The sequence below is a fragment of the Rathayibacter sp. AY1B7 genome (assembly GCF_002932735.1).
GTDB lineage: Bacteria > Actinomycetota > Actinomycetes > Actinomycetales > Microbacteriaceae > Rathayibacter.
In genome coordinates this window covers 83,184-97,623 of the sequence record NZ_PSWK01000011.1, presented here as the reverse complement: position 1 = coordinate 97,623, position 14,440 = coordinate 83,184, and the positions used below count along the sequence as shown (strand labels likewise).

Genomic DNA, 14,440 nt, shown 5'->3' with positions numbered 1-14,440 from the left:
GCCAGATCAAGGTGGGCAAGGTGCTCGTGGGCGGTGACGCGCAGGTCAGCGTCCAGTCGATGTGCACCACACCGACGACGAACATCAACGCGACCCTCCAGCAGATCGCCGAGCTCACCGCGTCCGGCTGCGACATCGTCCGCGTCGCGGTGCCGAGCCGCGACGACGCGGAGGCGCTGCCGATCATCGCCAAGAAGAGCCAGATCCCGGTCATCGCCGACATCCACTTCCAGCCGAACTACGTCTACGCCGCGATCGACGCCGGCTGCGCCGCGGTCCGCGTGAACCCCGGCAACATCCGCAAGTTCGACGACCAGGTCGGCAAGATCGCCGCCGCCGCGAAGGCCGCCGGCGTCTCGATCCGCATCGGCGTCAACGCCGGCTCGCTCGAGCCGAGCATCCTGCAGAAGTACGGCAAGCCCACCCCCGAGGCCCTCGTCGAGAGCGCCGTCTGGGAGGCCAGCCTCTTCGAGGAGCACGACTTCCACGACTTCAAGATCTCGGTCAAGCACAACGACCCCGTCGTCATGGTGAAGGCCTACCGCCAGCTCGCCGAGCGCGGCGACTGGCCCCTCCACCTCGGCGTCACCGAGGCCGGCCCCGAGTTCCAGGGGACGATCAAGTCCGCCACCGCCTTCGGCATCCTCCTCGGCGAGGGCATCGGCGACACCATCCGCGTGTCCCTCTCGGCCCCGCCCGCGCAGGAGGTCAAGGTCGGCCTGCAGATCCTCCAGTCGCTGAACCTCCGCGAGCGCAAGCTCGAGATCGTCTCCTGCCCCAGCTGCGGCCGCGCGCAGGTCGACGTCTACACGCTCGCCAACGACGTCACGGCCGGCCTCGAGGGCATGAGCGTCCCGCTGCGCGTCGCCGTCATGGGCTGCGTCGTCAACGGACCCGGCGAGGCCCGCGAGGCCGACCTGGGCGTCGCCTCCGGCAACGGCAAGGGCCAGATCTTCGTCAAGGGCGAGGTCATCAAGACCGTCCCCGAGGCCGAGATCGTCCAGACCCTCATCGAGGAGGCCAACCGCCTGGCCGCCGAGATGCCGGCCGACGACACCTCGACCGGAGCCCCGGTCGTCACCGTCGGCGCGAACTGACGGCGCGGGGCGGATCGACGTGGTCCGCCCCGCACTGCGCCTCGCGCTCGTGGTCGTCGCCGCCGCGCTCCTCGCCTCCGGTGTCGCCGCGCTCTGCAGCGGCCCGTCCTCCGAGGCCGGCGAGTGCATCGACAGCCGCACCCCGCAGGACCCCTTCGGCTGCGACCGCTGGGTGCTGACCGCGGCCGAGGGGGAGACCCCGTACACGGCCTGGGTCGAGGACGCCCGCGTCCGCCTCCGCTCCGAGAGCGTTGGGGGTGCGCCGACCCTGGTCGTCGGCACCGGCTGCCTCGTGGTCAGCGCCGCCTACCGGATCGACGACGGCGTGCTGATCCCCGGCGACGAGGTGACCGGCTCCGACACCTGCTCCGACACGCCGAGCCCCGAGGCCATCCGGCTCCGGGCGCTCCTCTCCGGCCCGATGACGATCGGCGGCACCCCCGACGACGTGCTGCTGGACGGCACGGGCGGAGCGGTCGTCTTCTCGCGGATCCCCGACTGAGGCTCCCGGCGCCCTCGCGAGCCGGGGGAGCGCAGCGGATAGGATCGTCCCTCGTGGTCACCCGTCTCTCGCATCTGTTCGTCCGCACGCTCCGGGAGGATCCCGCCGACGCCGAGGTCGCGGGCCACCGCCTCCTCGTCCGCGCGGGCTACATCCGCCGTCAGGCGCCCGGCGTCTTCGCCTGGCTGCCGCTGGGACTGCGCGTCAAGCGCCGCATCGAGCGGATCATCCACGAGGAGATGGAGGCCGCCGGCGCCCAGGAGGTGCACTTCCCCGCGCTCCTGCCCCGCGAGCCCTACGAGCTCTCGGGCCGCTGGACCGAGTACGGCGACGGCGTGTTCCGCCTGAAGGACCGCAAGGACGCCGACTACATGCTGGCTCCCACGCACGAGGAGTTCTTCACGCTGCTCGTGAAGGACCTCTACTCCTCCTACAAGGACCTGCCCCTGTCGATCTACCAGATCCAGGACAAGTACCGGGACGAGGCGCGGCCCCGCGCGGGCCTCCTGCGCGGCCGCGAGTTCACGATGAAGGACGCGTACTCCTTCGACTACACCGACGCCGGCCTCGACGCGAGCTACCAGCGCCAGCGCGACGCCTACGAGCGGATCTTCGCCCGTCTGGGCCTGGAGTACGTGATCGTGCAGGCCGACGCCGGAGCGATGGGCGGCTCCCGGAGCGAGGAGTTCCTGCACCCCACCCCCGTCGGCGAGGACACCTTCGTCCGGTCGGCGGGAGGGTACGCGGCGAACGTCGAGGCGTACCGCACGCCCGTCCCCGCGGCGCTGCCCGTCGAGGGCCTGCCCGAGGCGCGCGTCTTCGACTCGCCCGACACCCCGACCATCCAGACCCTGGTCGACCTGGCGAACGCGACGCAGCCCCGCCCCGACGGCCGCGCCTGGACCGCCGCCGACACCCTGAAGAACGTCGTCCTCGCGCTCACCGCGCTCGACGGCACCCGCGAGCTCGTGATCGTCGGCCTGCCCGGCGACCGCGACGTCGACCTCAAGCGCGCCGAAGTGGCGTTCGCCCCGGCCGAGGTCGAGGCCGCCACGGCGGAGGACTTCGCGAAGCACCCCGGACTGGTCAAGGGCTACATCGGACCCTGGTCGGCCGAGGGAGCCGTCCTGGGCGAGGAGTCGGCGACCGGCGTCCGCTACCTGCTCGACCCGCGCGTGGTCGACGGCACCGCCTGGATCACCGGGGCCAACGTCTCCGGGCAGCACGTCCTCGACCTGGTCGCCGGCCGCGACTTCCACGGCGACGCCACCGTCGAGGTCGCGGACGTCCGCACCGGCGACGAGGCGCCCGACGGCTCGGGCCCGATCGAGACCGCCCGCGGCATGGAGATCGGCCACGTCTTCCAGCTCGGCCGCAAGTACGCCGACGTCCTCGGGCTGAAGGTGCTCGACGAGAACGGGAAGCTGGTCACCGTCACGATGGGCTCCTACGGCATCGGCGTGACCCGCATCCTCGCCATCATCGCCGAGGCCACCCACGACGACCGCGGACTGCTGTGGCCCGCGAACGTCGCGCCGTTCGACGTGCACGTCATCGCGACCGGCAAGGACGCGGCGGCTCTCGAGCTCGCCGAGTCGGTCGGCGCCTCCCTCGAGGCCGCCGGCCGCGACGTGCTGATCGACGACCGCCCGAAGGTCTCGCCCGGCGTCAAGTTCGGCGACGCCGAGCTGATCGGGGTGCCCGTGATCGTCATCGCGGGGCGAGGAGCGGCAGACGGGATCGTCGAGCTGTGGGACCGCCGGTCCGGCGAGCGCGAGCAGCTCCCGGTCGCCGAGGCGCTCGCCCGGCTGGGCGCCTAGACCCGACACGCCGAGGGCCCCGCCACCGCTTCCCGCGGCAGGCGGGGCCCTCCGTTCCTCGGCAGGAACTGCGGGTGGAACCCCGGGCCGCGTCGGGTACCCTTGAGGGCTGATCCGGGTGAGAGCCCGGCAGGCGAACGAGCGCGGTCACCACCGCGGCATCCAAGTGAATAGAGAGAAAGGCCCGCCCGTGGACATCGACCTGAGCGTTCTGCGACTCATGGAGCGCGAGCGCGAGATCCCCTTCGAGGAACTCGTGCAGATCATCGAGCAGGCGATCCTGACCGCCTACCTCAAGCACATCGGCCAGGCCGACGACGCCGACAAGGCCACCGCCGTCGACGCGCGCGTGCACCTCGACCGCAAGACCGGTCACGTCTCGGTCTTCGTGCCCGAGCTCGACGAGGAGGGCGCCGTCGTGGGCGAGGCCGAGGACTCCCCGCGCGACTTCGGCCGCATCGCCGCCTTCGCCGCGAAGCAGGTCATCAACCAGCGCCTGCGCGACATCGCCGACGAGCACGTGCTCGGCGAGTTCAAGGGCCGCGAGGGCGACATCGTCGCCGGCGTCATCCAGCAGGGCCCCAATCCGCGGATGATCCACGTCGACCTCGGCTCCATCGAGGCGATCCTCTCGCCCGAAGAGCAGGTGCCCGGCGAGGACTACAGCCACGGACGCCGCATCCGCGTCTACGTCACGAGCGTCGGCCGCGGACCCAAGGGCCCGTCGGTCCAGGTGTCCCGCACCCACCCGTCGCTGGTGCGCAAGCTGTTCGCCCTCGAGGTCCCCGAGATCGCGTCCGGCGTGGTGGAGATCGTCTCCCTCGCCCGCGAGGCCGGCCACCGCACCAAGATCGCGGTGCGCGCGACCGAGCCCGGCGTGAACGCCAAGGGCGCCTGCATCGGCGAGCTCGGCCAGCGCGTGCGCGCGGTGACCGCCGAGCTCAACAACGAGAAGATCGACATCGTCGACTACTCCTCCGACCTGCCGACCTTCGTCGCCAGCGCGCTCTCGCCCGCCAAGGTGACCAGCGCGTTCGTGATCGACCAGAGCCTCAAGGCCGTCCGGGCGCTCGTCCCCGACTACCAGCTCTCGCTCGCCATCGGCAAGGAGGGCCAGAACGCCCGCCTCGCCGCCAAGCTGACCGGCGCGAAGATCGACATCCAGCCCGATTCGGTGATGGACGGGGAGTGATCCCCGAGCATCGGCCGTGCAGGGGAGCGGTCCCGGAGGGGAGGGAGTAGAGTGGAAGCCGTCAGAACGTGCGTCGGCTGCCGTCTGCGCGCCCCCCGGGCCTCTCTTCTGAGGCTGGTCCTCCACTCGAACGTCCTCGCGGTAGACCCGCGTGCCGTCCGTCCTGGTCGGGGAGCGTGGCTCCACGACACAGCCGACTGCTACGAGCTCGCGGTCAAGCGCCGCGCGTTCGGAAGAGCGTTCCGGACACGCGAGAGCGTGGACGCGAGCGAGCTGGAGCAGTACATCGCACGATCCGACCGGCTCGGCCCCTCGACCGGAGGGGCCGGAGCAGCGCACGATCACACCATAGAGAACAGGCAGAACGGCCCGTGAACTGATCATGAGCGAAGACTGATGAGCGGCTCGAAATGAGACCCGTCCGTTCGTGACGCCTGCCCCCGTCTTGGGTGCAGGCCCAAGACAGGAGAGAAGTGGCAAAACCACGCGTACACGAGATCGCATCCGAACTGGGTGTCGATAGCAAGGTCGCACTTGCGAAGTTGAAGGAGCTCGGCGAGTTCGTTAAGGGCCCGTCCTCGAGCATCGAACCCCCGGTGGCGCGCAAGCTCCGCCAGGCCCTCCAGGGCCAGGGCGGTTCCTCCGCGGGAGCGTCGGCGACCCCGGCCGCCCCCGCCGCCGGCGCCCGTCCCGGGGCCCCGCGCCCCTCCGGCGCCCGTCCGTCCGCGCCCACGCCCGGCCCGGCCAAGCCGCCCGCTCCGGCGCCCGCACCGCCGATGTCTGTCGCCGAGCGCCAGGCCCAGGCTCAGGCAGCCCAGGAGGCCGCGGCCGCTCAGCGCGCCCAGGCAGCGAAGGACGCGCCCGCCGAGGCCGCCGCTCCGGCTCCGACCGAGGCCCCCGCGGCTCCGGCCGCCGCCGAGAAGCCGGCGTCCGGCGCGACCCCCGGCGGACCCAAGCCCGTGACCCCGCGTCCGGCTCCCGCCGCGAACACCCCGCGCCCCGGCGGCGCCTCGGGCGGCTCCAACCGCCCCGGCGGCACCCCGCGCCCGGGCAACAACCCGTTCGCCAGCAACCAGGGCATGGGACAGCGTCCCGCCGCCCCGCGCCCCGGCAACAACCCCTTCGCCAGCTCGCAGGGCATGGGATCGCGTCCGACCCCGGGCAACATCCCCCGCCCGGCTGCTCCGCGCCCCGGCGCGCCCCGACCCGGCGGACCCGGCATGGGCCAGCGCCCCGCCGGCTTCGGCCAGCGTCCCGGCGGACCCGGCGGCGGAGCAGGACGTCCCGGCGGTGCCGGTCGTCCGGCCGGCGGCGGCTTCCAGCGCCCCGGCGGCGCTCCCGGTGCCGGTGGCGGCTTCGCCCCGCGTCCCGGTGGCGGCGGCGGTCGCGGTCGCGGCCCCGGCGGTGGAACCGCAGGAGCCTTCGGTCGCGGCGGCGGCAAGAGCAAGGCCCGGAAGTCCAAGCGCACGAAGCGTCAGGAGTTCGAGCTCAGGGAGGCCCCGTCGCTCGGCGGCGTCAGCGTCCCCCGCGGCGACGGCAGGACGGTCATCCGTCTGCGCCGCGGCGCGTCGATCTCGGACTTCGCCGACAAGATCGAGGCCATGACCGGCGTGCCGGTGCCCCCCGGCAACCTGGTCACCGTCCTCTTCGCCCTCGGCGAGATGGCGACGGCGACCGAGTCGCTCGACGAGGCCACCTTCGAGGTGCTCGGCTCCGAGCTCGGCTTCAAGATCCAGGTCGTCTCGCCCGAGGACGAGGACAAGGAGCTCCTCGAGGGCTTCGGTCTCGACCTCGAGCAGGAGCTCGACGACGAGACGGACGAGGACCTCGAGATCCGTCCGCCGGTCGTCACCGTCATGGGTCACGTCGACCACGGAAAGACGCGCCTGCTCGACGCGATCCGCAACGCCAACGTCGTCGCCGGCGAGGCGGGCGGCATCACGCAGCACATCGGTGCGTACCAGGTCGTCGCGGAGCACGAGGGCATCGAGCGCCCGATCACCTTCATCGACACCCCGGGTCACGAGGCGTTCACCGCCATGCGAGCCCGCGGTGCCCAGGTCACGGACATCGCGATCCTCGTGGTCGCGGCGGACGACGGCATCATGCCGCAGACCATCGAGGCGCTGAACCACGCCCAGGCGGCCAACGTGCCGATCGTGGTCGCGGTGAACAAGGTGGACAAGCCCGACGCCAACCCGGCCAAGGTGCGCCAGCAGCTCACCGAGTTCGGGCTCGTCGCCGAGGAGTACGGCGGAGACGTCATGTTCGTCGACGTGTCGGCTCGCGCGGGTACCGGCATCCAGGACCTCCTGGACGCCGTGCTGCTCACCGCGGACGCCGGTCTCGACCTGCGCGCCAACCCCAACAAGGAGGCGCGCGGAGTCGCGATCGAGGCGAAGCTCGACAAGGGACGCGGTGCGGTCGCGACCGTGCTCATCCAGTCGGGAACGCTGCGCGTCGGAGACGCGATCGTCGCCGGAACGGCCTACGGCCGCGTCCGTGCGATGGCGGACGAGAACGGCAACGCCGTCCTCGAAGCCGTGCCGTCGCGTCCGGTGCAGGTGCAGGGACTCTCGTCCGTGCCCCGCGCCGGCGACACCTTCCTCGTCACCGAGGAGGACCGCACGGCCCGTCAGATCGCCGAGAAGCGCGAAGCCGCTCAGCGCAACGCCCTGCTGGCCAAGGCCCGCAAGCGCATCTCGCTCGAGGACTTCACCCGTGCTCTCGAGGAGGGCAAGGTCGAGTCGCTCAACCTCATCATCAAGGGCGACGTGTCCGGTGCCGTCGAGGCGCTGGAGGAGTCGCTCGTCAAGATCGAGGTCGACGACTCGGTACAGCTGCGCATCATCCACCGCGGTGTCGGTGCGATCACGGAGTCGGACGTCAACCTCGCGACGATCGACAACGCGATCATCGTGGGCTTCAACGTCCGCCCCGACCCGAAGGCCCGCGAGCGCGCTGCTCGAGAAGGAGTGGACATCCGCTTCTACTCGGTCATCTACAACGCGATCGAAGAGGTCGAGAACTCGCTCACGGGCATGCTCAAGCCCGAGTTCGAGGAGGTCCAGTCCGGTGTCGCCGAGATCCGCGAGGTGTTCCGCTCCTCCAAGTTCGGCAACATCGCGGGTGTCATCGTCCGCTCCGGCACGATCACCCGCAACTCGAAGGCGCGCGTCATCCGTGACGGCGTCGTGGTCGGGGACAACCTGGCCATCGAGTCGCTGCGTCGCTTCAAAGACGACGTCACGGAGGTCCGTACGGACTACGAGGCCGGTATCGGTCTCGGAAAGTACAACGACATCCAGATCGGCGACGAGATCGAGACGATCGAGATGAAGGAGAAGCCGCGAGGCTGATCCGCTCCACTGGAAGGCCCGGGTCCGCCCGGGCCTTCCGGCGTCTCACGGCGCTGTTCGTGCGGGATCGGGAGGGGACTCTCGTCCTCTCGCGCCCTGCGGGAGGAATCGGGGGCCGCCCGTGTCCCGGAGGTGCGCACCCTCCAGTGGGCGCTTCCGCACCCCCGGGTGCGGGAGACCGACCCCGATCAGGCGCTCCTGTCTCGGTGGGTGCGCCCGCTGAACGAGCAGCTCGCGAGCAGCGTGCCTGCGGGCGACGTCCGGCTCCCGATCCAGCACCTGAGCCTTCCCACCCCGGTCCCCGAGGATCCGGGGGGCGGACCCGCACTCCCTCCGATCGCGGGCACGGGTGGGGTGCCTCCTCGCGGCTCCTGGCCGGGCCTGGCGGGCGGGCCGCAGGCCCGCGGGAGGGAGCCGCGAGGAGGCACCCCACCCGCGCCGTCGCAGACGCGCGGTCGAGGGGCATCACGCCCCAGAAGCAAGGCCCCCTCGGACGCGACCGGTCGTCCGGGCGGAGAGTGGTTGAATGGCGAGCTGAACGGTTCGCCGAGAGAGATGTGAGGACCAGCCATGGCAGATCCGGCCCGGGCGAGGAAGCTCGCCGAACGTATCCAGGTGATCGTCGCGAAGCGGCTCGAGCGCGGTCTCCGCGACCCGCGCCTCGGCTTCGTCACCATCACCGATGTCCAGGTGACCGGCGACCTGCAGCACGCCTCGGTGTTCTACACGGTCTACGGCACCGATGAGGAGCGCGCCGATTCGGCCGCGGCCCTCAAGGCCGCCACCGGCATGCTCCGCACCGAGGTGGGCAGGAACATCACGTCCCGGCTCACGCCGTCGCTCGAGTTCATCCTCGACGCGGTGCCCGAGAACGCGAAGCACATCGAGGATCTGCTCGCCGCCGCGCGCAGCCAGGACTCGCAGGTGCAGTCGCTCGCCGCTCAGGCGGACTACGCCGGCGACGCCGACCCCTATGTGAAGCCCCGCGAGGACGACGAGGACTAGGCGCCGAGCCCGAACACCGCGGAGCCCGTGGCGACGTCGACCGATTCTAGGACGACGACGACACGGGCTCCCGGCGTGAGCGGGGCCGGGAGGTCGACGGTGATCTCCGGGTCGAGCAGCTGGACCGAGGAGCGGGTGCGCGCCGAGGAGACGACGATCCCGTGGAAGGAGGCTCCTTCGCGGCCGCGGAGGACGGCGGCCTCGACGATCGCGGTCGCCGCACGGGAGGCGGCTCCGGCCCGGCGGTCGCTCGCGGCGAGGAGCGGCGGGAGCAGGGGCAGCGCCTCGCGCAGCTGCGACGGGATCGTTCCGCCCCGGGACACCGCGAGGCAGACGGCGAGGCCGAACCGATCGACCAGGCGCCGCAGCGGCGCGGTGACGTGCGCGTACGGCGCGGCGAGGGCCGCCTGCGCGGGATGCTCCGGCGGGGCGCCGTCGAAGGCGGTGTAGCCGGCGCCGCGGAACAGGCTCGCCGCGGCGTACATGATGGCGAGCTGGGCGGGGTCGTCGGTGTCGAGGCGGCGCAGGTAGGCGCCGTAGGCCTCCTCCTCGGGCCACGGGACGCCGAGCGCCGCGGCTCGGGAGCGGAAGGCCGCGACGGTGGCGGGGTCGGCCTCGGGCATGGTCCGGAGGATGCCCACCCCCGCGTCGAGCATCATCGTCGCCGCCGCCATGCCGGTCAGCAGCGAGACCTGGGCGTTCCAGCCCTCGACGGCCAGGGGAGCGCGGCGCTCGACCCGGTAGCCGCCGTCGGCGGCGACGATCTCCTCCTCGGGCAGCGTCAGGCTCGCTCCTCCGCGCTCGGCCTCCCGCGCCAGGCGCTCGCGTCCGAACCAGGGGAGGAGGGCGAGGGAGGGGTGCGGATCGCCCGCGTCGACGCTGCGCTGCACGCCCTCGTAGTCGAGCCGGGCCACGCTGCGCACGAGCGCCCGCTCGAGGTGCACCGAGCGCGGCTCCGCCCGCTCGTCGAGGGTCAGCGTCCAGACCAGCGCTCGGCGCGTCTCGTCCGGCAGGAGCGACGCGGTCCCCTCGGAGAGGACCGCGGGGTGCAGCGGGACGCGGCCGTCCGGGAGGTAGTAGGTCTGGCCGCGGCGGCGCGTCTCGGCGTCGAGCGCTCCGCCGGTGCGGACGACCGCGGGCACGTCCGCGATGGCGTAGCGGAGGACGACGCCCTCCGACGTGCGCTCCAGGTGGAGGGCCTGGTCCAGGTCGAGCGAGCCGGGCGGGTCGATCGTCACGAAGGGGAGGTCCGTCCGGTCGACGCGGTCCTCGTCGTCCGCTCCGGCGTCCGCGTGCTCGGCCTCGGCCAGCGCGGCCGGCGGGAACGGGCCGGGCAGGTCGTTCTCGACGCGGACCGCGGCGAGGGCGCGCTGGACGTCCTGGGCGAGGTCGACGTCGAGGGCGCGCTCGACGGCGGCGTCGGGGCGGGGGAGGCGGAGGCGGCGACCGGTCACGGCGCCGACCCTACCCGCCTCCTCCGACGCGGACGGCGGTCGACGGGCCCTCAGGAGCCGGGGAGGAGGTAGCCGTCCTCCGGGCCGCCCGTCGCCAGACCGTCGGCGAGGAGCCCGGCCAGGGCGCGACCGCGCTGGTCGGCGTCCGGCCAGAGAGACTCCACCTCGGCCGCGGTGACCGGGCCGTGCGCGGCGCGCAGCTCGGCGAGGATGAGGCCGCGGACCTGGCGGTCCGAGCCCTCGAACCGCTTCTGCTTCGCCTTCACGGGCCCGGTGTGCTCGGGGTACCCCTCCGCCCGCCAGCGGCAGAGGTCGCGGATCGGGCACTCGTCGCAGCGCGGAGCGCGGGCGGTGCAGACGACCGCCCCCAGCTCCATCGCGCCCGCGTTGAAGGCCGCCGCCTCGGAGAGCGACTCGGGCAGCAGCGCCGACATCGCGGCGAGGTCGGCCCTCGCGCGGGGCGGACCGGGCTCCGCCGCTCCGTCGACCGCGCGCGCGAGGACCCGGCGGACGTTGGTGTCGACCACGGGGTGCCGCCTCCCGTAGGCGAACACGGCGATGGCGCGGGCGGTGTAGTCGCCGATGCCGGGCAGCGCGAGGAGGGTCTCGACGTCGTCGGGGACCACGTCGCCGTGCTCCTCGGCGATCGCCACGGCGCAGGCGTGCAGGCGCAGGGCCCGCCGCGGGTAGCCCAGGGACTGCCAGGCGCGCACCGCCTCGCCGGGCGGGACGGCGGCGAGCGCGGAGGGTGTCGGCCAGCGCTCCAGCCACTCCGCCAGACGCGGGACGACGCGGACCACCGGGGTCTGCTGCAGCATGAACTCGCTGACGAGCGTGCCCCAGGCGGGGAACCCCTCTCGGCGCCACGGCAGGTCGCGGGCGCTCGCGCGGAACCAGGCGGTGATCGCGTCGGCGAGAGGGTCGGATGGCATCAGCCCACACTAGGCGGCGGCGCGTATCGTGGGCGGATGACCAGGTGGGCTCCGCAGAAGGCCGATGTGCTCGACGCTCTCGCGGCGGAGGTGCTGCACAACTACGGGCGCGGACGGGTCAAGGTCGGGATCGACGGCGACGACCCCGCGGTGAGCGCGGCGTTCGCGCTCGACCTCGCGGAGGCGCTCCGCCGGGCCGGCAAGGACGCGATCGTCGCGCACCTCACCGACTTCCGACGTCCCCGCGCCGATCGGGACGACCCCGCCGTGCCCGAGGAGCAGCGCTCCTACGCGGCCGGGTACGACTACGAGCTCCTGCGCCGCGTGCTGCTCGATCCGTTCACCCTCGGCGGCAGCACCGGGTTCGTGCTCGCGGGCTTCGACGCGGTGCGCGACGAGGCGCGGCAGGCGCGCTGGCGGACCGCCGGCCGCGACGCGGTGCTGCTCGTCGACGGCGAGTTCGCCCTCCGGCCGGAGCTGCGCGGCGCGTGGAGCACCAGCATCCGCCTCGACACGCAGGAGCCGCCGGTGGACGCAGCGTACCGCGCCACGACGGATCCGCGCCGGCTGGCGGGGATCCTCGTCGACATCCGCGATCCGGAGCAGCCCCGGCGCCTCTTCGCCGACTCCTGCTGAGCCTCGGGACGGAGGCCGCCGCCGCGGGCGGCGTCGGTCCGACAGGGCCGCGGGCTCAGACCAGGGCGGCGCGGCGCACGACCTCAGCCGGCGGCACGAAGGCGCCCGCCCGCTCGACCTCGTGCACCAGGTCGACCAGCAGCTGGTTGACCGGTGCCTCGCGCCCGCCGCGGTGAGCGGTGCGGACCACGGCCCCGGCCAGGTGGTCGATCTCGCTCGGCACTCCGCGGCGGACGCTCTGCAGCGTCGACCCGGGGTTCGGCACCTCGCCCATCCTCGCGGCCATCCGGCGGGGGAGCAGCTCGACCAGGGGCAGGGGAGCGGCGGCCAGGGCGCGGACGGACGCGTTCGAGAGTCCCTGCAGCGAGCCGAAGCGGACGCCCGACGCGAGGCCCGTCCGGGCGGCCTCGCGCATCGACCGGGCGAGGACGCGCCGCAGCCCCGGATCGACGATCGTCTCCTGGACCGAGAGCCCGGTGATCGCGGGCAGGGCGTTGACCTCGTTGATCAGCAGCTTCGTCCACTGCGCTCCGGTGAAGTCGTCGGTGACGGCGGTGGGGACCGCCTCGCCGAGCACGGCGGCGGCCCGTCGCACGTCGTCGTCGGCCGGGCGGCCGGGGACGCCGAGCGTGGTCGTGGCAGGAGCCGTGACGGTGACGCGGCCGGGTTCGAGGTGGCTCGCGGCGAAGAGGGCGAGAGCACCCACGAGCCGGGCGTCGCGCACCTGCCGGGCCGCCGCGGTGAGCCCGTCCAGTCCGTTCTGGACGACGACGACGAGGGTGCCGTCGACCGTGCGGCGGTTGGTGCGCAGCGCGTCCTCGGCGTCCTGCGCTTTCGTGCAGACGAAGGCGAGATCGGGCACCAGGTCGAGGGACTCGCCGCAGCGGACCCAGGCGGTGTGCTCGCCCCACGCCCCGTCGAGCCGGATCCCCGACCGGCGGATCGCGGTGAGGTGGTCGCCTCGGGCGGTGACCTCGACGTCGTGCCCGGCGCGGTCGAGAAGGGCGGCGATGGTGCCGCCGACGGCGCCTGCTCCGAGTACTGCGATCCTCATCCGGACAGCCTAGGACGGGCGGGCGAGGGCTCCGGCTCCACCCCGGGGGTACTCCCGATCCGTCCGTGTATCCTCGCACCCGTGCTCGAGACCCCCGCCCCGGCTCCGAACGGGATCCTCCTGCTGGACAAGCCCGGCGGCATCACCAGCCACGACCTCGTCTCGCGGACCCGCCGCCGCGCGGGGACCCGCAAGGTCGGCCACGCGGGGACGCTCGATCCGATGGCGACCGGGCTGATGATCCTCGGTCTCGGCCCCTCGACGCGCCTGCTCACCTACCTCGTCGGCCTCGACAAGCAGTACGAGGCGACGATCCGGCTGGGCTCCTCCACCACCACCGACGACCAGGAGGGCGAGGTGCTCGCCTCGGCGGAGCCCGCCCTCGTCGCGGCCCTCGCCCCGGAGTCGGTGTCCGACGCGATCGCGGCCCTCACCGGAGCGATCGAGCAGGTCCCGAGCACGGTCAGCGCGATCAAGGTGGACGGCCGCCGCGCCTACGCCCGCGCCCGCGACGGCGAGGAGGTCGTGCTCGCCTCCCGCCCCGTGACCGTCTCGGAGTTCGCCGTCCTGGCGAGCCGCCCGGTCGAGGGGTTCCTCGACCTGGACGTGCGCGTCACCTGCTCCTCCGGCACCTACATCCGCGCGCTCGCCCGCGACCTGGGCGCGTCCCTCGGAGTCGGCGGCCACCTGACCGCGCTGCGGCGCACCGCGGTCGGCCCCTTCTCCGTGGCCCAGGCCGGCGAGATCGACGAGCTCGACGTCCCCGCCGCGCTCCTGCCGCCGACGCTCGTGGCGGGCGAGCTGTTCCCCCTGCTGCGCCTCGACGCCCAGGAGGCGGGCGATCTCGCGAACGGCAAGCGCATCCCGGCCCCGGAGGCGGTGGCGGGCGCGAAGGGCCTCCTCGCCGCGGTCGGCCCGGGGGAGCGGCTGATCGGCCTCGCCGAGCGGCGCGGCACCCAGCTCAAGAGCGTCGTCAACTTCCCGACCGAGGACCTGCGGACGGCCGCCTCGTGATCGAGTGGTTCACGATCCTCCAGGTGGGGATCGCCGTCGCGGCCGGCCTGCTCTGCCTCGTGCTCGGGCTGCTCGCCCGCCGTCCCTCGGACGTCTCGGTCGGCGCGACGGCGATCGTCGAGCTGCTGCTGATCGTCCAGCTGGCGGTCGCGATCGTGTCGCCGCTGGTCGGCAACCGCCCGTCGGGGAGCCTGCCGGAGTACTACATCTACCTGATCTCGGCGCTGCTCCTGCCGCTCGCTGCCGGGTTCTGGGCGCTCATCGAGCGGAGCCGCTGGAGCACCGTGATCCTGGGCGTCGCCTGCCTCTCGATCGCGGTCATGGTCTACCGGATGCACCAGATCTGGTTCTTCCAGAGCGCCTGATCGGGCCCGC

General features: G+C 73.2%; 13 protein-coding genes. 10 read left to right on the top strand and 3 right to left on the bottom strand.

Annotated elements, in window-relative coordinates; translation table 11 throughout:
* The 7 genes from ispG to rbfA all read left to right on the top strand — a co-directional run.
* On the top strand, window positions 1-1,097 hold a 1,097-nt coding region (gene ispG / locus C5C95_RS08250; protein ID WP_258072640.1), incomplete at its 5' end, for a flavodoxin-dependent (E)-4-hydroxy-3-methylbut-2-enyl-diphosphate synthase.
* A gap of 19 nt (window positions 1,098-1,116) precedes the next feature.
* Window positions 1,117-1,599: a hypothetical protein gene (locus C5C95_RS08245; RefSeq protein WP_104324196.1), complete on the top strand. Its 483-nt coding sequence runs from the start codon at window positions 1,117-1,119 to the stop codon at window positions 1,597-1,599.
* Window positions 1,600-1,652: 53 nt separating this feature from the next.
* The gene (locus C5C95_RS08240; protein ID WP_104225179.1) at window positions 1,653-3,419 is read left to right on the top strand and encodes a proline--tRNA ligase; all 1,767 of its coding nucleotides are present in this window, start codon (window positions 1,653-1,655) and stop codon (window positions 3,417-3,419) included.
* A 190-nt stretch (window positions 3,420-3,609) separates the two neighbouring features.
* The gene (gene nusA / locus C5C95_RS08235) at window positions 3,610-4,611 is read left to right on the top strand and encodes a transcription termination factor NusA (RefSeq protein ID WP_104225180.1); all 1,002 of its coding nucleotides are present in this window, start codon (window positions 3,610-3,612) and stop codon (window positions 4,609-4,611) included.
* A 51-nt stretch (window positions 4,612-4,662) separates the two neighbouring features.
* Window positions 4,663-4,986, top strand: coding sequence for a YlxR family protein (locus tag C5C95_RS08230; RefSeq protein ID WP_104225593.1), 324 nt, complete (start codon window positions 4,663-4,665; stop codon window positions 4,984-4,986).
* A 98-nt stretch (window positions 4,987-5,084) separates the two neighbouring features.
* Entirely contained in the window at window positions 5,085-7,970 is a 2,886-nt protein-coding gene (infB, locus tag C5C95_RS08225; protein ID WP_104246572.1) for a translation initiation factor IF-2, read from the top strand.
* Between the two features lie 570 nt (window positions 7,971-8,540).
* Complete coding sequence (rbfA, locus tag C5C95_RS08220) at window positions 8,541-8,975, top strand: 30S ribosome-binding factor RbfA (RefSeq protein ID WP_104246571.1); 435 nt, start codon at window positions 8,541-8,543, stop codon at window positions 8,973-8,975.
* Here rbfA and C5C95_RS08215 read toward each other — a convergent pair.
* Both C5C95_RS08215 and C5C95_RS08210 read right to left on the bottom strand, forming a co-directional pair.
* Window positions 8,972-10,429, bottom strand: coding sequence for a ribonuclease catalytic domain-containing protein (locus C5C95_RS08215; RefSeq protein WP_104324195.1), 1,458 nt, complete (start codon window positions 10,427-10,429; stop codon window positions 8,972-8,974). The two genes, rbfA and C5C95_RS08215, sit on opposite strands and share 4 nt — an antisense overlap.
* A gap of 50 nt (window positions 10,430-10,479) precedes the next feature.
* The gene (locus tag C5C95_RS08210) at window positions 10,480-11,361 is read right to left on the bottom strand and encodes an A/G-specific adenine glycosylase (protein WP_104268492.1); all 882 of its coding nucleotides are present in this window, start codon (window positions 11,359-11,361) and stop codon (window positions 10,480-10,482) included.
* 36 nt (window positions 11,362-11,397) lie between these two features.
* On the opposite strand from C5C95_RS08210, the gene C5C95_RS17810 reads away from it, so the two are divergent.
* Complete coding sequence (locus C5C95_RS17810; RefSeq protein WP_258065749.1) at window positions 11,398-11,997, top strand: hypothetical protein; 600 nt, start codon at window positions 11,398-11,400, stop codon at window positions 11,995-11,997.
* 55 nt (window positions 11,998-12,052) lie between these two features.
* On the opposite strand, the gene C5C95_RS08200 is transcribed toward C5C95_RS17810, so the two are convergent.
* Window positions 12,053-13,051 (bottom strand): ketopantoate reductase family protein, encoded by a 999-nt coding sequence (locus C5C95_RS08200; RefSeq protein WP_104268493.1) that lies wholly within the window; start codon window positions 13,049-13,051, stop codon window positions 12,053-12,055.
* 81 nt (window positions 13,052-13,132) lie between these two features.
* On the opposite strand from C5C95_RS08200, the gene truB reads away from it, so the two are divergent.
* Both truB and C5C95_RS08190 read left to right on the top strand, forming a co-directional pair.
* Entirely contained in the window at window positions 13,133-14,065 is a 933-nt protein-coding gene (truB, locus tag C5C95_RS08195; RefSeq protein WP_104223057.1) for a tRNA pseudouridine(55) synthase TruB, read from the top strand.
* Window positions 14,062-14,430, top strand: coding sequence for a hypothetical protein (locus C5C95_RS08190; RefSeq protein WP_104223058.1), 369 nt, complete (start codon window positions 14,062-14,064; stop codon window positions 14,428-14,430). The genes truB and C5C95_RS08190 overlap by 4 nt, the downstream gene beginning before the upstream one ends.
* Window positions 14,431-14,440: the final 10 nt, after the last annotated feature.